Consider the following 24,927-nt stretch of genomic DNA (forward strand, 5'->3'; position numbering starts at 1 on the left):
TTTTTCCACAGGCCAGTGCCAGTCCGGGCTCTGCCCGCACCCGACAGGGACCACAGGCTCCTGCACCCCGATTTATAAACAAACAGATTTCCAAAAGCCGGCGGCCTTTGGTGGGTTTCAGGGCACAAAGCCCTGAAAAAAGCTTCAACATCAGAACCAGGCCCGGAAACCTCACAGAAGAGAAGGCTTCCGGCCTCATGCCTCACCCGCTACCAAAACTCCGCACCAGACTCCCGGCAGCAAGCTGCCAGCCATCGACCATCACAAAGAAAATCAGCTTGAACGGCAGAGAAATCGTGGCCGGGGGCAGCATCATCATACCGAGACTCATCAGAACCGTTGAGACCACAATGTCGATGACAAGAAACGGCAGATAAAGCAGAAATCCCATCTCGAAACCGCGACGCAACTCTCCGATCATGAACGACGGCATCAGAACCCGCCAGGGTGTATCCGCCGCCGTGGCCGGCGGCTGAACATTTGCAAGATGAAAAAATGTCGCGAGATCAGGCGCCCTCACATTGGCCAGCATAAAACCGCGAAACGGCTCGGCTGCGGCCCGGAGGCCATCCATTTCTGAAATTTTCCCGGCAATGAGGGGAGAAATTCCGTTCGTCCATGACTGATCCATCACCGGCTGCATCACAAAAAACGTCAGGAACAGCGCCAGCCCGATCAACACCGTGTTCGGTGGCGTGCCCTGCGCCCCGATCGCACTCCGCAACAGGGACAGAACAATGATGATCCGGGTGAACGCCGTAACCATCACCAGCAAACTGGGAGCAAGGGACAGAACGGTGATGAGAGCCGAAAGCTGCACCAGTCGTCCGGCGGTGCCGGAGTCGCCCTTCTGACCCAGATCTATATTAAGGGATTGTGCATGGGCCGCGTGTGGCCATGCACCGGCAAACAGCAGAAGCACCGTAATGACCGGAAGCAGAACCAGATAAAAGCCGCATCTGCCAGATCGTGATTTTAATGAAATGTGTGCTGGGCTCATGCTGAGTGATCTCCGGCATCCGGCAACCAGCCAACCACAACGTCAGACGGTCCGCCCGTAAGAAGAATAACTTTTCGTCCGTGGCACGAAACAACGGTGAGCCGTCGTCGCGCATCCAGAGCAAGTGAGCCTTCCAGAGACAGACCGGAGTCGCTGCGTACAGGACCGCGCAGTCGCGCCAGAATCTGCCAGCCGCTGCGGCTGAGCAGGATCATGGCAAGAACGGCAACAAGTGCCGCCACGGTTGAAACGATGTCATAAAAACCCATGCGGGCGCATTCCATGATGCGGTTCAGAAAGGCGCCAGCTTTGCGGGCTGAAAGTAAACAATGCGTTTACGAAAACCGTTTTCATGCTCACATAAACAAATAATCCACTGACTTCAGTTTTTAACGATATTTCAGTGTTTCACATCGCATGTTCGGGAGCCCGGTCCGGTTAAGCCGGCACCTCTTTATTAACTTTGCGGAGATCCGGATGCTGGATGCTTCACGTCCCGCCTCAGGCGGTACTGATCTTTTTGACCTGGCACAGAGACGGATGAACTGGCTGGAGGAGCGGGAAAAGGTTCTCGCAAACAACGTCGCTAACGCCGATACTCCGAATTATGTCGCACAGGATGTCACGCCGTTTTCCGGTATGCTGGCTCAGTTTCAGGTCGGGCTGGCCACGACGTCGCCCCGGCACATTCCTGTCTCCGGACGCAGCAGATCCTCGTCTGCCGTAACAGAAGGGGAGCAGTCCCCGAATGGAAACGGTATTTCTCTGGAAACGCAGATGGAGGAAGTCGCGGAAACCAGCGACCAGCAGCGTTTCGCGACAAATGTCTATTCAGCTTACAAAAGTATGCTGACGACCGTTCTTGGAAAATAGTGAGAGCGATCAGATATGGATATGAACAGCACCATGGCGATCTCGGCCGCCGGAATGGAGGCTCAGTCGCAGAGGCTTCGTGTCGTTGCGGAAAATCTCGCCAACCAGAATACGACGGGATCAACCCCCGGGGCAGACCCATATCGTCGAAAGACGATAACATTTCAGAATATTATCGATAATAAAACAGGTGTTTCCAAGGTAAGCGTCAAAAAAATTGACCATGACATGTCCGATTTTGAAACACGCTACGATCCGTCGCACCCTGCCGCAGACGCGCAGGGATATGTGAAGACGCCGAATGTGAGCACCATGGTCGAGGTCATGGATTCACATGAAGCTCAGCGTTCTTACGAAGCCAATCTGAATACTCTGCAAACCACCCGTTCCATGATTACACGGACAATAGATCTCCTGAAATGATAATTTCATCTGCTACAAACAAATCTGCCGCTTCAGCATACGCGCGAACTCAGTCCGGTACATCGCTTGCTGACGCAGTGACTTCCATTGATGACAACACGACGGACGAGACGAGTACGAGTTTCGGCGAGACGCTTCAGAGCGCAATCGAAAGTACCGTGCAGACCGGAAAGGATACGGAGGCGAAAGCCGCTTCCGGTCTGAGCGGGCATGGAAATCTGACCGATATCGTCACATCCATCTCGCAGGCTCAGATCGTGCTGCAGACTGCATCGACAGTTCGCGACAAGGTTATCACATCCTATCAGGATATCATGCGTATGTCGATCTGATCCTTACAGAGCTTATATATTTCAGGAACATTATTTTATGAACGCCATTGATATTGCATCCATTTTACGGGAAACACTTTTCGTTGCAGTAAAAATTGGCGCCCCGACTCTTCTGGCTTCTCTGGCGGCTGGTCTGCTGATCTCCATTTTTCAGGCTGTCACGCAGATCAATGAGTCGACGCTGGCATTTCTGCCAAAATTCATCGCATCCATGGCAGCTCTTCTGTTCGCCGGGTCGTTCATGTATTCAACACTTGTTGCCTATACACGGCATATCTTCGATCAGGTCATCATCGCGGGTGCTTCTTGAACGGAGATCTGACCGCATTCGTCGCCTCTCTGCCGGTCCAGGTGGTCGTCTTCGTGGCCATCCTGTGTCGTGTCGTTGGCATGGTCGTAACACTCCCCGGCCTGAGCGGGCAGACGGTGACAACGTCGGTCAAGGCCGGACTTGCAATCAGTCTGACCTTTCTGATGTTTCCCGTTCTTCAAAGTCGCTTTTCGGCTGCGGAAACCGGAGATATTCTTGATCCGGGCCGGGCCATTGCTCTCATCTGCTCCGAAGCACTGAGCGGTGGTCTCATCGGCTGGCTGTCACAGCTGATGACTTTGTCTTTTCCTATTGCCATGCAGATACTTTCAACATTTACCGGTTTGTCCAATGTTCTTCAGCCGGATGCGGATCTCGGTGCTCAGAGTACTGCAGTCAGTCATCTGGCATCGCTTACAGTTCCCGTGGTGCTGTTCTCCACCGGTCTCTATGTTTTTCCGTTACATGCACTCATCGGAAGCTACCAGGTGTTCCCGCCCGGCCATTTTCCGATGATGAGTGATGCCGCACACAGCGTTACGGAAATGACACAGCGCTCGTTCCTGTTCGCGTTCCAGCTCGCAATGCCTTTCGTGCTGATCGGCACGTTGTGGCCGGCCATGCTCGGTCTCCTGAGCCGCTTCTCGCCGGGACTACAGGTGTATTCACTTGCCATGCCCGCACAGCTCCTTGGTGGAATCCTCCTGCTCGCGCTGCTGGTCAGGGGTATGGTCGCAGCCTGGATGCAAAATCTTGATACGGTTCTGGCCGGCCTGCCCGGCGCAGGCGGGTTATGATCACAGTAAAACAAAAATCATGCTTCCCGAACAGGGTTCGATGATGAACCATGGCTGACTCTGATACCGGAGATACCACGGAAGCCCCGACCGGCAGACGGCTCGAACGGGCGCGCGAAGAAGGCAACATCGCCCAGTCGCGTGAACTCCACCTGTTCTCAAGCCTGGGTCTGGCAAGTATCGTCCTCGTCATGGTGCTCCCCGAAGGCGCAGGCCGGTTCGTGAAGGAAATGAAAGGTCTCCTTGAACACTCAGGGGATATTGACTTCGACCCCTCATCAGCCTCTCAGGTCATGCTGTTCTGCGCAAAAACGGCAATGTTCCTGGGCCTCCCCATGGCCGGAGCCGCCGCAATCGCCGGAGTGACCACGTCAGTGCTTCAGTCGGGCTTTCTGATGCGACCTGAAGCACTGATCCCCGATATCACGCGCCTTAACCCGCTTAAGGGTATCAAGCGTATTTTCAGCGTCAGCAGTCTGATTGATACGATAAAATCCGTTGCTAAAATGGGCGCTTTCTCATTCCTGCTCTATGGCGTGGTGCGCGACAGCCTGGCGATGGCCCCGAATGCCATGTCCTGGTCACCTGAGATTTTCACAGGTGTATTATACAGCCTGACAATGCATATGCTCGTCGCCGTGCTCGTCGTCCAGGCCGCCATTGTCGTTCTGGATGAAGTGTGGACCCGCTACCATCGCCTGCAGGGGCTCAAAATGAGCCGCCACGATATCAAAGAAGAAACGAAACAGAGCGAAGGCGATCCGCACGTCAAAGGCCGCCAGAAACAGCTTCGGATGCGAGCTTCACGGAAACGTATCAGAGAGGCCGTACGCAAATCGACCGTCGTCATCACAAACCCGACCCACTATGCCGTCGCACTTGAATACGAGCAGGGCAATAAGGCCCCCCGCGTCGTAGCCAAAGGAATGGACGAACTTGCTGCCAGAATAAGGGAATTTGCTCACGAGGCAAAAATTCCTATTGTCTCGAACCCCCCGCTGGCGCGTTCGCTCTATACCCTGCCCGAAGACTCGGAAATCCCTTACGAGTATTTCCAGGCCGTCGCCGCCGTCATCGCCTATGTATGGAAACTCAAACGCCGCCCGTCCTCCGCGTCGCCGCCTGTCCGGTAAATCCTCCCGGGCCTGTTCCTGCGCACCGGTTTGCGGCTATTGAGACCCGGAAGCGCCACGCGAAATCGTCATGGTGTCCCGAATATTCTCGGCAGGAACATTATGACCACAGCGCCGACATACTCCGTCCTCATCATAGGCACTGGCCCCGCCGGCCTCGCCGCCGCCGAAATCCTCGCCACCGCAGGCTGCTCCGTCACGATCGCCGACCGCATGCCCAGCCCCGGTCGCAAATTCCTCATGGCCGGCAGAAGCGGCCTCAATCTCACCAACGCCGAACCGGAGCCCGCCTTCTCACACCGCTACGGCTCCTCCGCATCCTGGCTCGCCTCCGCCATGGCGGATTTCACCCCCGCCATGATGATCGCCTGGGCCGTGAGCCTCGATCAGCCCTGCTTCACAGGCACCTCCGGTCGCGTCTTTCCCAAAGCCATGAAAGCCTCTCCGCTCCTCCGTGCCTGGCTCTCGCGCCTCAACACCCTCGGCGTCATCCTCAGTCCCAACACCACGTGGACCGGCTGGGACCACGACAACCACCCCGTCACCACCCGGAAAGATGGTGTCCCGACCGGAATATCGACCCCCGACGCCACCATCCTCGCCCTCGGCGGCGCAAGCTGGTCCCGCCTCGGCTCAGACGGCGCCTGGGCTGATATCCTCGCCCGGAAAGCCATCCCGCTCGCCCCTTTCCGTCCCGCCAACTCAGGCTTCCGCGTCACATGGTCCGATCTCCTCCGCGACCGCTTCGCCGGAACCCCTCTCAAACGCATCGCCCTGACCTTCGGGACCACCACCATCCGCGGCGAAGCCGTCATCACCCGCACCGGCATGGAAGGCGGCGCCCTCTACGCCCTGTCCGCCCCCCTCCGCGACGCCATCGAACAAAACGGACCCGCGACACTCTCCCTCGACCTCCGCCCCGATCTCGAGCTCGCTACCCTCACGGATCGCCTCAGCAAAACTCGCGCCCGCGAAAGCCTCTCCAACCGTCTCCGCAAAGCGGCCCGACTGCCCCCCGTCGCAACAGCCCTCCTGCGCGAAACCGGTGAAGTCCCCGCCAGTCCCGCCGATCTCGCCCGCCACATCAAAGCCGTCCCGATCCGCCTTACAGCCCCGGACAGCCTCGATCGCGCCATTTCCACCGCCGGCGGCATCACGCAGGCCGCCGTGGACAGCCACTTCATGCTGCGCGCCGTCCCCGGCACCTTCGTCTGCGGCGAAATGCTCGACTGGGAAGCCCCCACCGGCGGCTACCTCCTCCAGGCCTGCATGGCCACCGGACGGGCCGCCGCGAAAGGCGCGCTCACCTGGCTGAACCGCTAACGCCAGAACCCGGGAGGGGAGAGAAGGCCCCCCCGATCCGTGAAAATTCCTGTTCCTCAAAGCCGTCATACGGATTACAGAGAGCGCCTGAATTGTGTCCGGACATCGACCAGACTCCCATGCCGCGTCTGATGCCACCCCTGCCAGCCCGACCCGCTGCCCGTTCGACACGGCCGGATTTCATCCGCCTGATACCGGCCCTTCTCGCAACGCTCTGCTTTCTCCCGCCCCCCGCCGCGCTCGCCGCTCCGGCCGGCTCCCCCATCTCGTCAAACGACACGGCCTCAACCGAGTCACCCGGTCTGATCGACAGCGACCTCTTCGCCCTGCACGCGCAGTCCACCTTCGTGTGGCAGGGAAATGACGGCTTCCACGCCCCCTATTCCGGCAGCCAGAGCCTCGGCCGCTCAGCCCGTGGCGCCGAAACCTGGGATCTGACCCTCTACGCCGGACTGCACCCCTGGAAAGGCAGCGAAATCTGGGTCAATGGCGAAGTCGATCAGGGATTCGGCATCGGCAATACACTCGGTATCGCAGGCTTCCCCAGCGGCGAGGCCTATAAAATCGGTCGCGCCACCCCCTATTTTCGCATCCAGCGCGCCTTCTGGCGGCAAACCATCAATCTCGGCGGTCCACAGGAACTGGAAAACGCCGATCTCGACCTGTTCTCCGAACCGCAATCAGAAAACCGGCTGGTCATCACCGCAGGCAAATTCGCCGTCACCGATCTCTACGACAGCAACAGCTACGCCCACGACCCCCGCGCCGATTTCCTCAACTGGTCCGTTATCGATACCGGAACCTACGATTACGCCGCCGATTCCTGGGGCTACAGCGCAGGCGCCGTCGTCGAATGGTACCAGGGCCGATGGACCCTTCGCTCCGGCGGATTCCTGATGTCAGAGGTGCCCAACAGCCCCGATCTCGATACCAGCTTCCATCAGTTCCAGATCGACGAAGAACTCGAAGAACGTCACACCATTGGTGGAAAACCCGGAAAAATCATCGTCACGGCCTTCGTCAGCCACGCCCGCATGGCCGATCTCGCCACCGCCACCCGTCTGGCGAAACAGACCGGCCAGGCGGCGGACGACGCCCTCGTGCGCCATTTCGCAAACCGCCCCGGAATCAGCCTGACCGTCGAACAGACCCTCACCCGCGACCTCGCCGCCTTCCTGCGTGCAGGCTGGTCGGATGGTCGCTACGAAGCCTACGAATTTACCGACATCGACCGTACCCTCGCCGGAGGTCTCTCTCTGGACGGAACCCGCTGGCAACGCGCCCGTGACCACATCGGCCTTGCCGGCGTCGTCAATGTCGCCTCGCGCCAGGAAAAAGCCTACCTCGCCGCCGGAGGCACCGGCCTGCTGGCCGGCGACGGCAAACTGCCGCATCCGGGCGCGGAACATATCACCGAACTTTATTACGATGTCGCTATCAGAGCCCTCGGGCACATCACGCTCGATTACCAGTGGATCGGAAATCCCGCCTATAACCGCGACCGGGGACCCGTCTCCGTCTTCGCCATCCGCTTGCACGCCCAGATCTGAAAACCCCGCTTCCCGGTTGCCTCACAGGGAGTCGGCAAGCTATCCCCGCCACCATGAGCAGCAACATCGAAATGGGACAGATCGTCGGCAGCGGACCGGCCGTAATGAACCTCGCCGAACTCCTCGCCACAAGACTGCTCGTCCAGGGCAATTCCGGCTCCGGAAAGTCGCACCTGCTCCGCCGCCTGCTCGAACAGACAGGCAACCTCGTCCAGCAGGCCATCATCGACCCGGAAGGCGATTTCGTCAGCCTCGCCGAAGCCTACAGCCACCTCGTCATCGACGCCGCCGAACACACCGAAGCCGCGCTCCAGGCCGCCGGCGAGCGCATGCGTGTCCATCGCGCCTCCGTCGTCCTCAATCTCGAAGGCCTCGATGCCGACCTCCAGATGCGCCGCGCCGCCGCCTTCCTCGGCGGCATGTTCGACGTCCCGCGCGCCCACTGGTACCCCGTCCTCGTCGTCGTTGACGAAGCCCAGCTTTTCGCCCCCGCCGCGGCGGGCGAAGTCTCCGACGAGGCCCGCCGCGCCTCCCTCGGCGCCATGACCAACCTCATGTGCCGTGGCCGTAAACGTGGCCTCGCCGGCGTCATCGCCACACAGCGCCTCGCCAAACTCGCCAAGAACGTCGCCGCCGAAGCCTCGAACTTCCTCATGGGACGAACCTTCCTCGATATCGACATGGCCCGCGCCGCCGACCTCCTCGGCATGGAACGCCGCCAGGCCGAAGCCTTCCGCGACCTCGAACGCGGTAACTTCGTCGCCCTCGGCCCCGCCCTCTGCCGCCGCCCGATGACCATCCGCGTTGGCAACGTCGAAACCGCCAGCCGCTCCGCCGGCCCCGTCCTCGCCCCGTTCTCGCCCCCCACCGAACAGGTTGCCGAACTCATCCTCGCCCCGCTCCCCGAACCCGAACTCATCGCCCGCCCGCGCCGTACAACTCCGCCCCCGCCCGACCTGCTCACCCAGCTCGCCACCCATGGTGAAGCCCTCGCCGAAGCCGCTCCGCAGGCCGAAGACATCGATCCCGCCGAACGGCGTCAGCAGCTCGCCGCTCTTCTGCGCGAAGTCATCGACGAGGACGACGGCGGCTTCCGTCCCCCGGCCTCCCTCTACCAGGACTTCCTCGTCCGCTGCCGCATCGCCGGCCTCGGCCGCGAAGCCCTCGACATGCGCAGCTTCCGCCGAGCCCTCGCCACCGCCCGTAGCGGCACAACACCCGAAGCCGCCGAAACCCCCGAATGGCAGGAAGCCGAGGCCATCGCCTCAACCCTCCCAGAAGACATGCAGCCCGTCTTCCTCTATCTCGCCCGCGCCGCCCTCGACGGCAGAACCTGCCCTCCCGACCGCGACATCGCCCGTATCTACGGAACCCACTCCACCGGCCGCGCCCGCCGCATGCTCGGATGGCTCGAAGAACAGAACATCATCGTCCTCCGCCTCGACGGCGCCGGCCGCCGCCGCGCCGCCATCATCGGCCCGGGCTGGGAAACACTGCCCGGCGATCCCGGACTCTGATCGCCGGTCGGGAGGAGCCCCGCCAAAGGTCGCGGCTCTTTGGAAACCAGCTGGAAGGATCGAAGAACCATTCTTTCAAGCATGCGGGTGTAATTTGAAGCTCAGAGCACTCTGACCGGCAAAGACATGCTCGACGCGGGAGCGAATGGCAGATTTCCCGGTATCAGACTTCCGGATATGGCAGAGCATCGGCTTGAGATGCGTTTTTTTCTTGTGATTTTTTGAAAGATAAAGCTCTGTTTTTCCATGAAGGCCTCATTTGCCTTCGAGCGGTATGCCGCGTCGGCCGGGACACCAACTGCTGTATTATTCCTGCCGGGCAATCCCCCGCACATCGCTGGTCTTCTATTTGCGGATCTTCCGGTCAATGGAGGTATGAGACTTATAGCCGAAGAATGAAATGGCAAGGTCTGCTGAGGGCATTGTCTGCATCGTCCTGCGGCTTTGCCTTCGTGAATTTCAGCGTCCGGCGGGCATTCCAGTCCTTGTGTCTGAGCTTTGTTGGTTTGTCCTTCCTGTTCTCCGGGATACGCCAGGTTCGAAGATCGGCTTTCTCACCATTGGTATTATGCTGCTTTGGAGCGGCCATCAGCTTAAGCCCTGTTAGGGCTTGTATATTGTAGGGATGGACACAGGAGACGGACCGGGCACTTTTACAGACGAAACATGGGCGATCCGGGCACCGCTGATTGAAGCGGTTCGCCCACATGGGAAGACACCGCCGCAGGATCTGCGGCACACGATATCAGCGATATTCTTGTGTCCCCGAGAATGGTGCGAAATACTCGCTGAGTTGAGATCGTTAGTGGTGTGCAGTGCAGCTTTTCATCTTTTGATTCAGACCTGGAAGGTGTTATGTACTCTCTGGCATGAGTGGTGCAGTAAAAGATGGATGATTACTGCACGCAAACCGTATCCGTCCGATATCAGTGACGAAGAATGACCGCTGATTATCCCCTGCCTTCTTCTGATGAAAGAGGATGCCGGGCAGCGCTATCATGACCTGCTGGAACAGTTCAACGGCCTTCGGTATATGATCCGTTATGGCATTGCGTGGCGTGCGATGCCGAACGATCTGCCGTCATGGTCTGCGGTTTATCAGCAGTCCCGACGCTGGATGGAAGCGGGGTGTTTCGAGGCTTTCGTCCACGATCTGCGGGCTGTGCTGCGTATTGCGGCAGGAAAGCAGGCCGGACCGACCACAGCGATCATCGACAGCCGGACATTGCGCTCCCCCGCCCAGGCTGCCTGTCCGCTGAACGTCCCGACACAAACCACAAAAAGCCGGAACCCGCCCTCCCGAACATTACCTCGCCGAGCCCGCCCGCCGGAAACGGATCAGACTGCGCGAAAGCCGCCCCTCCGCCCAGTTCGGCATCTTCCGCCACGGCGTCGTCACATTCGCATGCGAGCCATCGACCTCAACAGTGCGCCGCTGCTCCGTGCCAACCCACTCCGGCGCCCAGGCCGTTTCAACCCGCGTGATCCACTGGTCGCCCTCAACACGATAACGACCGATATAAGCCACCAGCGTCTTCATCAGCCGGATACGGTCCTCATCGCACTTCGCCGGATGCCGATGGCTGCCTTCCAGATTGAAAGCAACCCAGCCATCAGGGGTAAATACAACCCGTCCGCGCGGCGCCGGCCCCATCGCGTTGATGAAGTCCCCGCTCTCCTTCTCTTCCACCCTGTACGATACAAGCTCCCACGTGCCGACGAGCCGCTGCCTCAGAGCTTCATTCTCGCTAACAGATTCGTCCTGCTGAAGAGCACTTTGCACCGTCATCTTCCTGTCCCGTTCCGATCGCTTCTTCACTCAGCCGCCCTGTGACAGTCACAGTCAGGAGAGATCACGCTGTTGTTATTTTTTTGACCCCATGAACATGCCTGCTGACAGGAAAATCCGGTAGTAACTTTTTGGGAAAAATAATATTGCGTCAAACGCAAAGATCCTCCGGCCCGACCGAAGTGGAGACTCCCCTTGTCCAGTGACGAAACCGGTGACCTGCGCTTTTTCACCAGCCTGGTCGATGCCGGCAGCCTCACCGCCTGCGCCCGAAACCTCGGAAACTCGCCCGCCGCCATATCCCGCCGCCTCTCCCGCCTCGAAGCCAGGCTGGGCAGCACCCTCATCATCCGGAACACGCGGCATTTCGGACTGAGCGAAACAGGCCGAGTCTACTACGAACGCGCCCTGAACATCGTCGCCGACATCGACCGCCTCGAAGATGAAATCTCCTCCTCCGCCCGCGCCCCGAAAGGCACGCTGAGCATCGGCGCACCGGTCGAACTCGGTCGTCGGCAGATCGCCCCGTTTATCGAGACATTCAGCGCAAAACACCCGAAGCTGACCATCAGCCTCGCCCTCGCCTCGGAGGGCGTGTACGATCTCAGCGATTATCTCGATGTCGTGCTGAGACTCGGCCTCCCCGAAGCCGGCGGCGCCATGGTCACGCGCCTCGCCTCCACCATGCGCGTCCTCTGCGCCTCGCCGGACTACATCGCCCGCCGCTCCCTCCCGGCTCACCCGCGCGACCTGACAAAACACGACTGCCTCTGCCTGAGACGAAACAAAACAATGGCCCTGCTGAACAAATGGACAATCGGCAATGAGCAGGAAACCGATGTCGTCACCGTGGAGCCCCGACTTTCAACCACAAACGCCGAAATCATCCACGACTGGGCGCTCTCTGGTCAGGGCATCGCCTACAAACTGCTCTGCGATGTCTGTCAGGACCTGGAAGACGGAAAGCTGATCAGGATTTTTCCTGATCTGCAGGGAGAACGGATCGATCTCTATGCTGTCCTGCCAGACCGCCAGCACACCCGGGCCGGCGTCCGCGCCTTCCTGAACGATCTCAGACCCTACTTTCGCACAGCCGGCTTCCTCCGGGACTGACGCTTATTTCCCGTCATAAGTGAGCCGGTATACCGCATCCGCCGTATCGTCGCTGATCAGCACACTCCCGTCCGGCAGAGGCTGCACATCCGCAGGCCGTCCCCACGCATCCTGTCCCTCGCGAAAACCTCCGACCAGAACGTCAGGTTTCTCCGGCTTCCCGTCCGCCCCGAAATGCACCGAAACCACCTGGTAGCCCGAAAGCTCGCTCCGGTTCCACGATCCATGCTCGGCAATCAGCAAACCGCCCCGATAAGCCGCCGGAAACATCCCGCCTTCGTAAAACCGAAGCCCCAGAGCCGCCACATGCGCCCCCAGCTTCACCACCGGCGGCACAAACTCACTGCATGAATGTTGCCTGCCAAACATCGGATCGGGCAGATTCCCCTGATGGCAATAAGGATACCCGAAGGACTGTCCCGCAACCGTTCGCTCGTTCAGTTCGTCAGAGGGAATATCATCCCCGAGCATGTCCCGTCCGTTATCCGTAAACCACAGATTTTCCGTGCCCGGCTGCCAGGTAAATCCAACCGTATTCCGGATGCCGTAAGCCTCATCCCGCAAGTTCGTGCCGTCCGGCTTCATGCTGATCAGCTTCCCGAACGCATGTCCGACATCGCAGATATTGCACGGCGCCCCGATCGGCACATAAAGACGATCGTCCGGCCCGAATGCTATAAACTTCCAGGAATGATCCCCCGCCCGATAGGGCAGATTGTCAGCCACCACCTCCGGCTCCGGCGGCTTGTCCAGGTGATGTTCAATATCCCGCAACACCACAATCCGCGTCGTATCAGAGACGTAAAGATCCCCCTTCCGGAACGCGACCCCAACGGGCATCCGCAATCCGCGCGCAATCACCCGCACAGCCGCCCGCCCGTTCGCATCCATCGGCGACAGCGCATAAACACTCCCGGCACTCATCGACCCGACAAAGACCGTCCCGTCATCCCCGACCGCCATCTCCCGCGCCGACGGCACATGGTCCGCATAAACCGCGATATGAAAACCCGCCGGAACCGTCAGCCGGTTCACAGGCGGCACCGCAACGGCCGGGACAGACACAGCCAGCGCCGCGACGCCGGCAAAAAAATGACCCCACCTCATAAACCAGGCTCCTCGTAACGACACACCGGCCCGCCGGCTTGCAGATACACGTAACATCATACTCAGAACCGATGCTGCGGCTCCAGCCCCAGGTCCAGCGTATAAATGGTCACCGGCTTCCGCACCCGCGAAACGCCGTCCGCCTGAAACGATGCCGTCCGGTTCAGCTGCACCGCCGGAATCCACAGCTTCCCGGTGCTGTCGATCCACATCGCATCCGCCCAGACCAGCCGCTGATCCGCAATCAGTACCGACGCCTTGCCCTGCGGCGTAATCTTCAGCAGGCGCAGCTTATTGACGTCGGAAACATAAAGATTCCCCCGACCGTCAATCACCGTCCCCCCGGTCGTCGGCGTGTTGTAAAACACCACAACCCGCCGCGAGAGTTCATCCTCGCTCAATGCCGGATTTTCCAGATCAGCCGTGGAAACTTTATACATCGGCCCGGAACTCGGCTGAAAATAAAGCAGCGATCCGTCGGGCGAAACCTCAAGCTGATCCGCATGGATCCTCGCCGGCTTCCCGTTGCTGATCAGCAACCTGCCTTCCGCATACATCGGCCGCTCATCCGTCGTGGAAGTCGCGTGCTGCAAAACCCGCCGCTGCCGTCCCGTTTTCATATCCACCAGAATCAGTCCCGGATCACCCGCATCCGTCAGAATCAGTGTGTCGCCATGAAAGCGCAGATCATCAACATAACTATACGGTGTCGTCCCCTGCTTCAGCACAATCGTATGCACGGGTCTGCCAGAAGTCAGATCGAACGCCACCAGCTTCGCCGGCACCCCGTCCGGTGGATTTGGTTTGCCACCCACATTCGCATCGCCGGAATCCACAACCCACAAATATCCGTCCGGGCCAGTCCGGATTGCATTCACCCGCACAAAACACCGCATTATATCCTGCGCGTGCGCCCGGTCGTTCCACGCCGCATCCGGCCAGGCATGCGGCGCGCCTTTCGCATCCAGCTCCGCTACCGCCGGCCCGGGTTCCGACCCGCCACCCCAGTAGGGAAACGAGACAAAGAGACGCCCGTCGTCCGAAACCGTCACCGCATTCATCACCCTCTGTGAGGTGACTGCGACATGCAACGCCGAAGAGGGCAGGGGGGCTGCCTGACCGGAAGATACAATACCCAAAGCCCCGAGAACAATACAGGTAAGAACAGGTTTCCTGAGCATAAAAAAGACCTTTCGCCGGCGTCGATCCCCGGGGCACGTCACCGCTCCCCGAAGACTGAACGCCCCCGACAGCCGTTTCGTTTTCAGCGCGTCATCGCCTTGAAGGTTTTCGTCTGTTCGACAATTGCGGTCTCGGTCGGCAGCCGCTCCATGCTGGAAGCGCCATAAAACCCGTGACAGTCTGGACACCCGGCCAGAACCTTCTGTGCATCCGGCGGCATCGCAATCGGGCCGCCATGACACAGCACGATCACATCATCCCGAACGGTCCTTGCGGCATCAGTGATCTCATTGATCAGCCTGATGCAGTCATCCAGCGTAAATGCCGTTTCGGCTCCGATGCTTCCTCCCGTCGTCAGCCCCATATGCGCGACCAGGACATCCGCCCCGGCCTTCGCCATGTCCTTCGCCTGCTGCGGGTCGAAAACATAAGGCGTCGTCAGCAGATCCTTCCTGTTCGCCCGCGCGACAACATCGACCTCCATACTGTAGCTCATCCCGGTCTCTTCCAGATTTTTGCGGAAATTGCCGTCAATCAGACCAACCGTTGGAAAATTCTGAATCCCGGAAAACCCGACGCGGCGAACATCGTCGAGAAATACATCAAAATCCACAAACGGATCGGTCCCGTTCACACCCGCCAGCACCGGCATATCAGGCACAACGGGCAACACCTCCCGCGCCATGTCCATGACAATCTGATTCGCGTTTCCATAAGCCAGCAAACCAGCCAGAGACCCTCGTCCCGCCATGCGAAACCGACCGGAATTGTAAATCACAATCAGATCGATCCCGCCGGCCGCCTCACATTTCGCAGACAGCCCGGTCCCGGCGCCGCCCCCGACAATCGGCCGACGGGCTGCGATCATTCCGCGAAATTTCTCAAGAATCTTACTGCGTGGAATAGCCGGCATAGTCTCGGTTCTCCTCAAAAATCGTTTCAAATTCGTGCGTCATCGCATCCGCAAACGCCGGATCGTTGAGCGCATAAGGCAGACGGATCAGCCGCCGCCGCGGCGTTTCCTCCAGCACGGCGGACAGGGTTTCCAGAAAAGTCGCGTCAGCCTGAGGATCGTAAAACGGGCCGCCCGGCTGATCGAGCAGCGAAAAGCCCCCTTCCGGATAAAAGAAACGTACCTCCCCCCGGCACCGGTTCAGCTTCCCGCTAATCATGCGCCCCATGGCCGCACATTCATCCGCCGAGGTCCGCATCAGCGTAATAAACGGATTGTGTTCGACGAGGACACGGCCCCGATACCGGTCAGGCACCGTGGTCCGGGCCCCGAAATTGACCATATCGAGCCCTCCGCAGCTCCCGACGTAAGGGACCCCGGTGCGGATCACTGCATCCAGCCGTTCCTCGCCACAGGCAAAAATTCCGCCGGCAACATAGTCGCAGAACTCCGTCGTGGTGATATCCAGTACCCCCCGGATCAGCCCCTGATCGATCAGCCGCTCCATGGACCGCCCGCCGGCACCCGTCGCATGAAACACCAGACACTCAAACCGGCTTTTCAGAGCCTCAGCCATCCGCGCCACACAGGGCGTCGTCACCCCGAACATCGTAATGCCGACAGAAGGCCGCCCGTCATCACGGGGCGCCGGTTCATTCCTCACCATCCCTGCCATCGCATTCGCCGCATTGGCCAGAACCATCCGCGAAATCCGGTTCAGCCCCTGCATATCCACAACTGAATACACCATCCCGATATCGGATTCCCCGACATAGGGCGCGACATTTCCGGAGGCGACCGTCGAAACCACCAGCTTCGGCATCCCCACGGGCAGGGCCTGCAAAGCAGGCGCCACCAGCGCCGTCCCGCCCGACCCGCCGATCGCCAGTACCCCCGCCAGATCGTCCCTTCCTGCAAGAAACCGTGTCAGTGCCAGCGACATTCCGGTAATGGCCCGTCCGCGATCCCCGCAAAAGACCGCCCCGATCCCCTCCGGATGAAACATCGCAACCTCCGCCGCCGTAATGTCGGCTGCGTGCGGCACACCGCCGGTGCTCACATCCACAATGCAGGCCGCCACCCGCCTGTCCGTCAGTATCTCTTTGAGATAACGGAGTTCCTCCGCCTTCGTGTCAGCCGTTCCGGAAATGTAAACGCGACCGGTCACGACAGCATATCCGCGTCTTCCGAAACCCGCTTCATCGCCAGAAAATGCGGCGGCTTCTCAAGTGCCGTCATGCCACTCCGCTGCCCGATAAAAACAAGACAAAGTGCGGATCACGCATCTCGCGCCCGCAGAGATGCCGGAATACACGATACCGGAATACAGGCCTCAGGCACTTCCCCCCGATGCTGCAGCCACAGAGGCAGAATAGCAGCGACAGTGACCATTTTTTCCCTCATGTGACTGATCCCCGCACAGCTCACGGTTCCTCCGTGTCAGGAAAGCATAGGCCTCCGATACACTTTCAGGCCATCGGAATAGCGTCACGTGACACTTTTGCCGCCGTCGCCACACACGCAGCCCTGACCCGATGCAGTGCCTCGGTCAGATCGGGCAGGGAAGCCGGCCCCAGACACAGCCGCATCCCCGATGCGCCCGGCTCCGTTTCCGTCCGGAACGGCGCCGGCTCCGTCACCAGAACACCACGGGTCCGGGTCTCCGTCAGAACGGCCCGGGCCTGCTCCGCCGCCATCGGCATCCACACATGAAAGGCATCGTAAGACGGCATCACCATCCGCTCCCCGAGAACGGACGCCGCCTCCCCCCGCAGCGACCGCCGCACCGAGGCCGCCGTGCCATCCTGCATCCACTGCGTCATCATCGCGTAGGACAGCGGCGCAATCATCAGCGACGAACACAGCAGCGCCCGAAGCCAGCAACCCGGCCAGAATGTCCTCAGCCAGCGCCTCCGCCAGCCGTTCAGCCGGTGGCTGCGTCCCGCCACTCAGTCTCGGTGCCCAGGGAGATTGCAGACGCATACGAAATCCCCGTCCTCCCGGACACTCACTCAGTTACGGCGCCGGCTTGCCACCAGTGCCGCCACCGCACGCGATCTTACGACCCCGGCATAGTCCGGCCTGCCGGTCAGGAATTCAACCGTCCCCGTCAGAACGCTTCCCCGCGACCGGAAAGCAGGGCGCGGAAATCTCCGGCCCCCAAAGCACGGGCCGGAATACTGCTCCGGAAAGATACACCGACACGCATCAGCCCGGACTGACAGCCCCGCACCGGGCGATCATGCCATATGCCCGTCCTGTCGCCCGATCCTCTCCGGCATATTGTCCCCCATCCGCCCTGACGATACGGTGCCCGACTTTTTATGTCACAGCGCAACGGGCCGGGATGCAATCAATGGAATTGAGCTGGGTCGGCGCCGCCACCACAATCAGCTTTCAGCTGCTTTTTATCGCCAGAGCACTGCTGAGACCTCATCGCGAGCCCACCTCCCGCGTCGCCTGGGTGGCCATTATCGCAGCCCTGCCGATTCTGGGCATGCTCGCCTACGTGCTGCTGGGCGAGACAAACCTGAGCCCAGGCATCGTCGTGCGCATCCGCGAAGCGATCAGAGACCTTCCCATCCCCGGCAAAAAGAGTGATGACCTCATCGATGCCGAACAGGATTTCGGCCTGCCTCCCCGGCTGGCTCCCCTGTTCCGCGTCGGACAGTCCGCCAGCGGCTACCCGCCCCTGGGCAGCAACAGCGCAAAACTGATGGCGGACTCCGACAGCGCGATCAGCGCGATCGTCACCGATATCGACGCGGCCCGCGAACACGTCCACATCAGCTTCTACATCTGGCTCGCCGACAATAACGGCCTGAAAGTCGTGCAGGCCCTCAAACGCGCCGCCACCCGGGGCGTCATCTGCCGCGTCATGGCCGACGACCTCGGCTCCCGTCGTCTGATACGCAGCCACCACTGGAAAGACATGCAGGACGCCGGCGTGTGTCTCGTGCGTGCGCTCCCCTTCGGCAATATCTTTCAGCGCCCCTTCCGGGGCCGCTTCGATATGCGCAATCACCGCAAAATCATCGTGATCGACAATAAAATCACCTATTGCGGCAGCCAGAACTGCGCCGACGCCGCCTTCCGAGTCAAAGCGAAATACGCCCCCTGGGTCGATCTCGTCGCCCGTTTCGAAGGCCCCGTCGTCCTCCAGAACCAGCACCTCTTCGCCACCGACTGGGCCGGCAATACCGATGAAAACCTGACACAGATCCTCACTACCGCCACGCTCCCGACAGGAGAGGGTTTCGTCGCCCAGGTCATCGGCACCAGCGCCGCCGTACGCTACGCCGCCATGCCGGAAGTCTTCGTCTCCCTGATGAGCGCCGCGGCCTGCGAACTCACCGTCACCACGCCCTACTACGTCCCCGATGAGCCGATCCAGGCCGCCCTCTGCGCCGCCGCCCGCCGGGGCGTGAAAACAACCCTTACCATGCCACAGCGCAACGATTCATGGATCGTCGGCGGTGCAAGCCGCAGTTACTACCGGGAACTGCTGGAGGCCGGCGTCCTCATCAGCGAATACCCGCACGGCCTTCTCCACACCAAAGCCCTCACCGTCGACGGCCAGATGACCATGATCGGCTCAGCCAATCTCGACCGGCGCAGCTTCGACCTGAACTTCGAGAACAATATCCTCTTCGTGGACACAGCCTTCACCGCCGAAATCCGCGAACGGCAGCAAACCTATCTCGACGCCTCGCTGCCGGTCACGCTGGATCAGGTCATGAAATGGCCAAAATACCGTATTCTCTGGAACAACATCCTCGCCATGGTCGGTCCCGTGCTGTGAGCAGGGGTGGGTCACGCCGGTGTTTATGCTTCGCACCTTGAAAAACATTTATATGAGAGCAACATTTAAGTGATGCGGCCAGGAGACTTTCCCGGGCTGATGTGAACGACAGAGAACAGGAAGACACGGATCATGAGCACACCTGAAGCTGTGAAAAAACTGAGCCCGGAAGATATTCACGATCTCGCGAAACATCTTGAAAAGTCGCTGCATAAGCACAAGGAAGAACTGCACGAACAGATTTCCGGGCACCTGAAAACCCTGAAAGGCGATGTGCAGGATCACGAGAACAAAATCCCGACATCCTGTAAATTCTACGGCTTTCTCATCCTCACGGCATTCTCCGTCGCCAGCTACTTCTTCGGCCGCAAATCGGCTGAGTAAGGTTCGCTGCAACCGGTTTTACTGAACTGAAAGAGAAAAAGAGAATACGATGAGCACGCTTGTTGTTGTAGGATTTGACAGCCTGGACGGCGCCACGACCGAACTGGCCAGCTGCCGTGAACTTCAGAAAGAATACCTTCTCGATCTGGAGGACGCCGTCGTCGTGCGGCGTACGCAGGATGGCAAGATCCATCTTGATCAGAGCGTCAACCTCGAAAAAGTCGGCGCCACATGGGGCCTGCTCTCCGGCGGTTTCTGGGGCGCGCTGGTCGGCCTGATCTTCCTCAACCCGCTGGCGGGATTCGTCGTGGGCAGTGTTGCCGGGGCTGCCGCCGGCGCGCTGGACGGAAAATTCAGCGATTACGGTATCGATGATAACTTCATCAACCAGCTCGGCGATACGCTGACCCCCAATACGTCAGCCCTGTTCGTGCTCGTCAGAAAAGCCGAGCCCGAGAAAGTGATGGCCCAGCTCGCGACCCTGAAAGGTCACGCCCGCATCATTCAGACTTCCCTGTCCCCGGAAGCCGAACAGAAGCTGCGCGTCGCTCTCGGCCAGGCCGTGCACGCATAATCCTGACGCCCACCTGGCAACCCGGCAAAAGGCAGAACCTTTTGCCGGGTTTTTTATTATTTAAAAACCCGAAGCCACGGACAGTTCACGGATAACACGTCGGAAAATTCATCGGACGTCCGAGCCCGGGAGAACTGATCGCGCCTGAGCAGATCAGCACGACTGAACTGTTGCCATGGCGGATCATACGTGACCCATTGCAGGATCAGTCTGTCCGGGAAGTCCGGTCTCGACCCGACCGGCAAAGTGATAAAGAAACTCCTCCTCGGTCGGAGAAGTCATGACCATATCGTACCACATGGCATTCTGAGTCAGATCGAATGCGACGATCCCGGTCTGACCCGGCAATATGCGAAGCTTCTCCGATACACCATGCATTTTCGTTTTCGCATTCATGGCGCAGACGACTTCCGCCGGCTTCGATCCATGATTTGTCAGATGCAGAGTCAGATGCCTGTTTTTTGAATCTGAATAATGACATGCCGCATGCAGGCGAATACCGTCCTTCCTCCCCCTGTAGAGACGGTAGAAGCCATTTGGCGCATGCACCGATACGTCATAGATATTATCAGGGAAACCGGACATCTCAAAAGAAACATCAAGCCTGTCTCCCGCCGCGACGGCATAGGTCCCGGCCTGCATCGCCCCATTCACGGACGCATTATGGCAATAGATATTAAAAGGCAGACCGGCGGCCCGTGCGCCATACAGCGTCGTGCCAGCCTCCAGGTGAAGCGCGACCCGCTGCCCGTCCGCGGCTAATCCACCATCGCAACAAGGCTCGCAGGGAAGGGCGCAGGCAGGGCGACTGCCTGGTTCCTGCCTTACTGTTTCACGCATTTTCGTCGGATCAGCCCGCAGAACCGCGATTTCGGCCTCATCCAGGGTACGGAAACCATCCGGCATCGGCCGGTCCCGCGCCTCCTCAATCATATGCAGGTGAGTATTCCGATCCAGGTAAGGCAGGGCGGGAGTCTCGCCATCATAAGTGCGGAAGCAGGAGGTCAGGTCGCCACTGATGGCACGTCGCCAGGGCGAAATGTTGGTTTCCGTGACCGTCTTGCCGAATTTCTGCTCGATGAAAGTTTCCAGAAAACGAAGTGTCGAGGTGTGTTCGAAGAGCTGCGAATTGACCCAGCCGCCCCGACTCCAGGGGGAGGCGATAATCATCGGCACCCGGAAACCCAGCCCGATCGGACCGCTGCGTGCCAGATGTTCAGGCACCCCCCGATCCGTCTCATCCCGGACGCTGGTATATTCCAGCCCCTCTCCGCCGATTTTTGCCGAGGAACGTCCTGTTTCAGGACGGGCGGGATCTGGCGCCACATACGAACAGCAATGGTCGAAATACCCGTCATTTTCATCGTAGGTGATGATGAAGATCGTCTTTTTCCAGACCTCGGGATTTTCCGTCAGAATGTCCATGACTTCCGAGACATACCACGCGCCGTACCACGGCGAGGTCGGATGATCGGAGAAATGTCCCGGAGCCGACAGCCATGATACGGTGGGAAGCGTGCCTTCTTTCACGTCCTGACGAAACTGATGCAGGATGTCGCCCTTCGGCGCATCCATGCGGATCGTCCTGTCACCTTCCGTGAAAGTCAGTTTCTCCAGCTTGCGATACTGCTCATCATTGCTGTTCACAACAAAGGCTTTTTCGAACAGAGCGCGCTCTTCCGGTGTCAGCTCCTCCATTGTATGGGCGGCGGTGGCAGCCCGCCGGCGCTTCAGGATCTCAAGCAGCATCCGCGCTTCGGCAAGCTGCTCGGTATGCGCTTCGGAGACGAGCATTTCCCGGCTGTTGAGCCGTTCGACATGGTTCTGGCACTCACTGATGCGTGCCTCAAGCCAGTCACGAAAACCGGGATTGGCCGACACGTGATACTGGTCAAAACATTCCAGCACATTTGTGCCAAAATTCCCCAGCCAGGCGCGTTCCGTCTCGTCCATGCCACCGGTCTGGGTCAGCTCATTCTGATAGTATTTCCAGGAAATGCCCGCCAGTTCCAGCCGCTCCGGAAACGTGCTCCAGGTCATGCCGCCCTCCAGGATTTCCCCGTTGCGCATATACACGTTTGAAGAAACATCCTGGCGGTCACGCACGGTCCCGGTCATGAACAGCAGACGGTTGGGTGTGGTGCTGGTCATGGCGCCACAGTAATTCTGATCACAAACGGTAAAAGCATCCGCCAGCGCGTAATAAAACGGAAGATCCGCCCGCGTGTAATAGCCCATCGTGAGCGGGTAGCGATCATAGCCTTTATGGTGCGACTTCTTGGCGTCGATCCACTGGTCATGCGCCCCCGCATTCCAGGCATCGACCTGACTGTCGCGGGAATGCGGAATGGAGCCCATCCAGGTCACGCGCGTGTCACGGATGTTCAGCCGCCAGGGCAGATAGGTCTTGCCTGATTTGCCGGTCTGCATGAAAACCGGATTGCCCCCGGGCTGGCGCATCGCGCGCGGATCGTTGAACCCGCGCACACCCTGAAGTGTGCCGAAAACATGATCGAATGAGCGGTTCTCCTGCATGAGGATCACGACATGCTCGGCGTCCTTCCATGTTGAACCGGGGTTCGGAGCAATCGCGAAGGCCCGGCGCACTGACTCCGGAAGAAGGGAGGCTGAACCGGCGGCGGCACCGGACAGGAGGGCATATTTCAGAAAATCTCTGCGTGTCGTCATCGTCAGCCTGGAACCGTTATGGTGGAGTAAATGCCGGATACCGTATTGCTCATATGGCAATCAGCGGAATTTTCAGTGTGACGATTTGAAGACAGGTCGTCATGCTCCCGGCAACACAGGCACGACACGTCCCCGCATCCGGTTTTCCGCCACTCCCGGTGCAGGGTCGTCACTCCGTTACCTCTGATTTTCCGGATTGAAATCCGATCACGCAGATTTAGCAAATACTGTCGTGTTGTACGGAATCATACAACACGACATAAGAATTACGAACTTTTTCATCGGCAGCGTCTCACCATTCCAGGCGCGCCGGAACCTGTCTGAATTTCAGCTCTGATCTGATCCCTGTTTTGAAAGTTCATTTAAGGTAAGTAGAATATTCAAAAGCCTGGTAGCCGCACGTTTTCAGAAGGGCCTGCGGATGATTCCGAGCCCGGATGTGGATGTCGGAACAAAGAGGGCGCCATCCGGGATTGCGCGTAAGACGAAACGCCGCCCGTCTGATCCGGTATTCACACATGTGGCGTCGGGTTTGAGTGCGAAGTCCCGACCCGGAGTGCGTCAGTCACGTCTTCTGCCCGGCTCAGAGCCACGCGGCACGAATAATATGCGCGCCGGTCTTCGCCACGTCTTCTCCAAACCTCTGCCCGAAAAGCACGGACCGTGCAGACTGATAAATCCAGGCACAGAAGAAACGCCCCCGCCAGGACCACTCAGCCCCACCGGTCCCGGATCAGCGTCCCGCCATCTCCGCCGTCAGTTCCAGCGCATGGCGCCGTTTCTCATGGTCATAAACCGGAACCGCAACCATCAGCTCATCAGGCCGATACCGCGCAATAAACGCCTCCAGACGCGGCGCAATCGTCGGAACCGATCCCGCAAACGTGCATGACAGCGTGTGATCCAGCATCGCCTGCTCCTGCTCCGACCACAATCCCGCTGACGCATCGACCGGAGGCGGAAACGCCGTCGGTCGTCCGCGACGCAGCGCTATGAAATACTGCTGAAGAGAGGTCGCAAGATAGCCGGCCCCGGCATCATCATCCGCCGCAATCACGTTGGCCGTCAGCATCACATGCGGTTTCGGACACCGCACGGAAGGCTCGAAACGTGCCCGATAAAGCGTAATCGCCTCATCCATCTGCCCCGGAGCAAAATGAGAAGCGAAGGCATAAGGCAGCCCCAGCTGCGCCGCGAGAACCGCCGAAAACAGCGACGACCCCAGAATCCACACCGGAACCCGTAACCCGGCTCCGGGAATCGCGCGAACCAGATGAGTGTCCTCCTCACTGGCCGGTTCGAAATAATGCAGCAATTCAACAACATCATCCGGAAACCGGTCCGGCGCCAGCGGATCGCGCCGCAACGCCCGCGCCGTCCTCTGATCCGCTCCGGGCGCCCGGCCCAGACCAAGATCAATCCGCCCGGGAAAAAGCGTTTCCAGTGTGCCAAACTGTTCAGCAACAACCAGCGGCGAGTGGTTCGGCAACATGATGCCGCCAGCCCCCACACGGATACGCTGCGTCGCACCGGCCACCTGCCCGATCAGAACAGCCGTGGCCGCCGAAGCAATCCCCGGCATCGCATGATGCTCGGCAAGCCAGTACCGCCGGAATCCCAGCGTCTCCGCGAGACGAGAGAAATCCAGCGTATTGCGAAAAGCCTCCGCCGGCGTTGAGCCACGCGTGATAAGCGAGAGATCCAGAACAGAAAAGGGGATCATGCAAGCGCCTCCGCACTGCCGGAACGCTGAACAGATGCGACCCGCCATCTCCGATCATACAGCCGGACAGGTCAGCCGCGCCAGTCTTTCCGAAGCGGGTCATAAAGCCGGAAAGGCTCTGTTTTATCCCGCTCCGGAAACCGGATTTCCCCGCGGCTTACAAAAAACGGCTCCGAACCTCAGACGGTTTTATCGCCCCTGAAGCTCAGCTTCCAGCTTTTTCACTTCAGCCGTCAGCGCATGAACCCGCTGCGGTTCTTCCTTCTCCGCCCGCGCAAGATCACGCCGAACCGCGTTCAGACGATGCTCAAGTGACTGATCGGAGGGGAGTTCATGTGAATGTCCGGTCATAATA

General features: G+C 59.6%; 24 protein-coding genes and 2 pseudogenes. 14 read left to right on the forward strand and 12 right to left on the reverse strand.

Annotated elements, in window-relative coordinates; all coding sequences use genetic code 11:
• Window positions 1-202: 202 nt before the first annotated feature.
• Together fliP and GOB90_RS07660 are read right to left on the reverse strand one after the other, a co-directional pair.
• Window positions 203-1,000, reverse strand: a complete 798-nt coding sequence (gene fliP, locus GOB90_RS07655; RefSeq protein WP_146887274.1) for a flagellar type III secretion system pore protein FliP — start codon at window positions 998-1,000, stop codon at window positions 203-205.
• A complete protein-coding gene (locus tag GOB90_RS07660) occupies window positions 997-1,269 on the reverse strand; it encodes a hypothetical protein (protein WP_146887272.1) in 273 nt (90 codons plus the stop codon). The genes fliP and GOB90_RS07660 overlap by 4 nt, the downstream gene beginning before the upstream one ends.
• A gap of 208 nt (window positions 1,270-1,477) precedes the next feature.
• Between GOB90_RS07660 and GOB90_RS07665 the strand changes: the two genes are divergently transcribed.
• The 9 genes from GOB90_RS07665 (at window position 1,478) to GOB90_RS07705 (ending at window position 9,258) form a co-directional block, all read left to right on the forward strand.
• Complete coding sequence (locus tag GOB90_RS07665) at window positions 1,478-1,873, forward strand: flagellar basal body rod protein FlgB (RefSeq protein ID WP_146887270.1); 396 nt, start codon at window positions 1,478-1,480, stop codon at window positions 1,871-1,873.
• Between the two features lie 15 nt (window positions 1,874-1,888).
• Window positions 1,889-2,296 (forward strand): flagellar basal body rod protein FlgC, encoded by a 408-nt coding sequence (gene flgC / locus GOB90_RS07670; RefSeq protein WP_146887268.1) that lies wholly within the window; start codon window positions 1,889-1,891, stop codon window positions 2,294-2,296.
• A gap of 77 nt (window positions 2,297-2,373) precedes the next feature.
• Window positions 2,374-2,628 (forward strand): flagellar hook-basal body complex protein FliE, encoded by a 255-nt coding sequence (locus tag GOB90_RS07675; protein ID WP_261765942.1) that lies wholly within the window; start codon window positions 2,374-2,376, stop codon window positions 2,626-2,628.
• Window positions 2,629-2,665: 37 nt separating this feature from the next.
• A complete protein-coding gene (locus tag GOB90_RS07680; RefSeq protein ID WP_146887264.1) occupies window positions 2,666-2,938 on the forward strand; it encodes a flagellar biosynthetic protein FliQ in 273 nt (90 codons plus the stop codon).
• Window positions 2,935-3,735: a flagellar biosynthetic protein FliR gene (locus tag GOB90_RS07685; RefSeq protein ID WP_146887262.1), complete on the forward strand. Its 801-nt coding sequence runs from the start codon at window positions 2,935-2,937 to the stop codon at window positions 3,733-3,735. The genes GOB90_RS07680 and GOB90_RS07685 overlap by 4 nt, the downstream gene beginning before the upstream one ends.
• A gap of 50 nt (window positions 3,736-3,785) precedes the next feature.
• Complete coding sequence (locus GOB90_RS07690) at window positions 3,786-4,868, forward strand: EscU/YscU/HrcU family type III secretion system export apparatus switch protein (protein WP_146887260.1); 1,083 nt, start codon at window positions 3,786-3,788, stop codon at window positions 4,866-4,868.
• Window positions 4,869-4,970: 102 nt separating this feature from the next.
• A complete protein-coding gene (locus GOB90_RS07695) occupies window positions 4,971-6,191 on the forward strand; it encodes a TIGR03862 family flavoprotein (protein ID WP_146887258.1) in 1,221 nt (406 codons plus the stop codon).
• Window positions 6,192-6,322: 131 nt separating this feature from the next.
• Window positions 6,323-7,741 carry a carbohydrate porin gene (locus GOB90_RS07700; RefSeq protein WP_206752470.1) on the forward strand — a complete coding sequence of 473 codons (1,419 nt, stop codon included), beginning with the start codon at window positions 6,323-6,325 and terminating at the stop codon, window positions 7,739-7,741.
• Between the two features lie 53 nt (window positions 7,742-7,794).
• A complete protein-coding gene (locus tag GOB90_RS07705) occupies window positions 7,795-9,258 on the forward strand; it encodes an ATP-binding protein (RefSeq protein WP_173571987.1) in 1,464 nt (487 codons plus the stop codon).
• Between the two features lie 105 nt (window positions 9,259-9,363).
• Here GOB90_RS07705 and GOB90_RS18960 read toward each other — a convergent pair.
• Window positions 9,364-9,850: pseudogene (locus GOB90_RS18960) on the reverse strand (IS5/IS1182 family transposase); the annotation flags it as partial.
• Window positions 9,851-10,225: 375 nt separating this feature from the next.
• Between GOB90_RS18960 and GOB90_RS19135 the strand changes: the two are divergent.
• Window positions 10,226-10,390 (forward strand): annotated as a pseudogene (locus tag GOB90_RS19135) (transposase); the annotation flags it as partial.
• Window positions 10,391-10,564: 174 nt separating this feature from the next.
• Here GOB90_RS19135 and GOB90_RS07715 read toward each other — a convergent pair.
• On the reverse strand, window positions 10,565-11,047 hold the full coding sequence (locus tag GOB90_RS07715; protein WP_146887248.1) for a lipocalin-like domain-containing protein: 483 nt from the start codon (window positions 11,045-11,047) through the stop codon (window positions 10,565-10,567).
• Between the two features lie 195 nt (window positions 11,048-11,242).
• On the opposite strand from GOB90_RS07715, the gene GOB90_RS07720 reads away from it, so the two are divergent.
• Window positions 11,243-12,160: a LysR family transcriptional regulator gene (locus GOB90_RS07720; RefSeq protein WP_146887246.1), complete on the forward strand. Its 918-nt coding sequence runs from the start codon at window positions 11,243-11,245 to the stop codon at window positions 12,158-12,160.
• Between the two features lie 3 nt (window positions 12,161-12,163).
• On the opposite strand, the gene GOB90_RS07725 is transcribed toward GOB90_RS07720, so the two are convergent.
• The 5 genes from GOB90_RS07725 to GOB90_RS07745 all read right to left on the reverse strand — a co-directional run bounded on the left by GOB90_RS07725 (window position 12,164) and on the right by GOB90_RS07745 (window position 17,350).
• The gene (locus tag GOB90_RS07725) at window positions 12,164-13,267 is read right to left on the reverse strand and encodes a PQQ-dependent sugar dehydrogenase (RefSeq protein WP_198912623.1); all 1,104 of its coding nucleotides are present in this window, start codon (window positions 13,265-13,267) and stop codon (window positions 12,164-12,166) included.
• A 62-nt stretch (window positions 13,268-13,329) separates the two neighbouring features.
• Window positions 13,330-14,448: an L-dopachrome tautomerase-related protein gene (locus tag GOB90_RS07730; protein WP_146887242.1), complete on the reverse strand. Its 1,119-nt coding sequence runs from the start codon at window positions 14,446-14,448 to the stop codon at window positions 13,330-13,332.
• A gap of 83 nt (window positions 14,449-14,531) precedes the next feature.
• A complete protein-coding gene (locus GOB90_RS07735) occupies window positions 14,532-15,362 on the reverse strand; it encodes a phosphoenolpyruvate hydrolase family protein (protein ID WP_146887239.1) in 831 nt (276 codons plus the stop codon).
• Window positions 15,340-16,569: a Tm-1-like ATP-binding domain-containing protein gene (locus tag GOB90_RS07740; RefSeq protein WP_146887237.1), complete on the reverse strand. Its 1,230-nt coding sequence runs from the start codon at window positions 16,567-16,569 to the stop codon at window positions 15,340-15,342. Before GOB90_RS07740 ends, GOB90_RS07735 begins: the two co-directional genes overlap by 23 nt.
• A 301-nt stretch (window positions 16,570-16,870) precedes the next feature.
• Window positions 16,871-17,350, reverse strand: coding sequence for a hypothetical protein (locus GOB90_RS07745; protein WP_146887235.1), 480 nt, complete (start codon window positions 17,348-17,350; stop codon window positions 16,871-16,873).
• A gap of 407 nt (window positions 17,351-17,757) precedes the next feature.
• On the opposite strand from GOB90_RS07745, the gene cls reads away from it, so the two are divergent.
• The 3 genes from cls (at window position 17,758) to GOB90_RS07760 (ending at window position 20,161) form a co-directional block, all read left to right on the forward strand.
• Window positions 17,758-19,203 carry a cardiolipin synthase gene (gene cls / locus GOB90_RS07750; RefSeq protein ID WP_146887233.1) on the forward strand — a complete coding sequence of 482 codons (1,446 nt, stop codon included), beginning with the start codon at window positions 17,758-17,760 and terminating at the stop codon, window positions 19,201-19,203.
• A 132-nt stretch (window positions 19,204-19,335) separates the two neighbouring features.
• The gene (locus GOB90_RS07755) at window positions 19,336-19,587 is read left to right on the forward strand and encodes a hypothetical protein (protein ID WP_146887231.1); all 252 of its coding nucleotides are present in this window, start codon (window positions 19,336-19,338) and stop codon (window positions 19,585-19,587) included.
• Window positions 19,588-19,636: 49 nt separating this feature from the next.
• Window positions 19,637-20,161 carry a DUF1269 domain-containing protein gene (locus GOB90_RS07760; protein ID WP_146887229.1) on the forward strand — a complete coding sequence of 175 codons (525 nt, stop codon included), beginning with the start codon at window positions 19,637-19,639 and terminating at the stop codon, window positions 20,159-20,161.
• A 183-nt stretch (window positions 20,162-20,344) separates the two neighbouring features.
• Here GOB90_RS07760 and GOB90_RS07765 read toward each other — a convergent pair whose 3' ends face one another.
• The 3 genes from GOB90_RS07765 to GOB90_RS07775 all read right to left on the reverse strand — a co-directional run bounded on the left by GOB90_RS07765 (window position 20,345) and on the right by GOB90_RS07775 (window position 24,923).
• Entirely contained in the window at window positions 20,345-22,849 is a 2,505-nt protein-coding gene (locus tag GOB90_RS07765; RefSeq protein ID WP_146887227.1) for a phosphocholine-specific phospholipase C, read from the reverse strand.
• A gap of 733 nt (window positions 22,850-23,582) precedes the next feature.
• A complete protein-coding gene (locus GOB90_RS07770) occupies window positions 23,583-24,572 on the reverse strand; it encodes an LLM class flavin-dependent oxidoreductase (RefSeq protein WP_146887224.1) in 990 nt (329 codons plus the stop codon).
• Between the two features lie 189 nt (window positions 24,573-24,761).
• A complete protein-coding gene (locus GOB90_RS07775; protein ID WP_173571988.1) occupies window positions 24,762-24,923 on the reverse strand; it encodes a hypothetical protein in 162 nt (53 codons plus the stop codon).
• Window positions 24,924-24,927 lie beyond the last annotated feature (4 nt).

The organism is Acetobacter oeni (assembly GCF_011516825.1).
GTDB classification, from domain to species: domain Bacteria; phylum Pseudomonadota; class Alphaproteobacteria; order Acetobacterales; family Acetobacteraceae; genus Acetobacter; species Acetobacter oeni.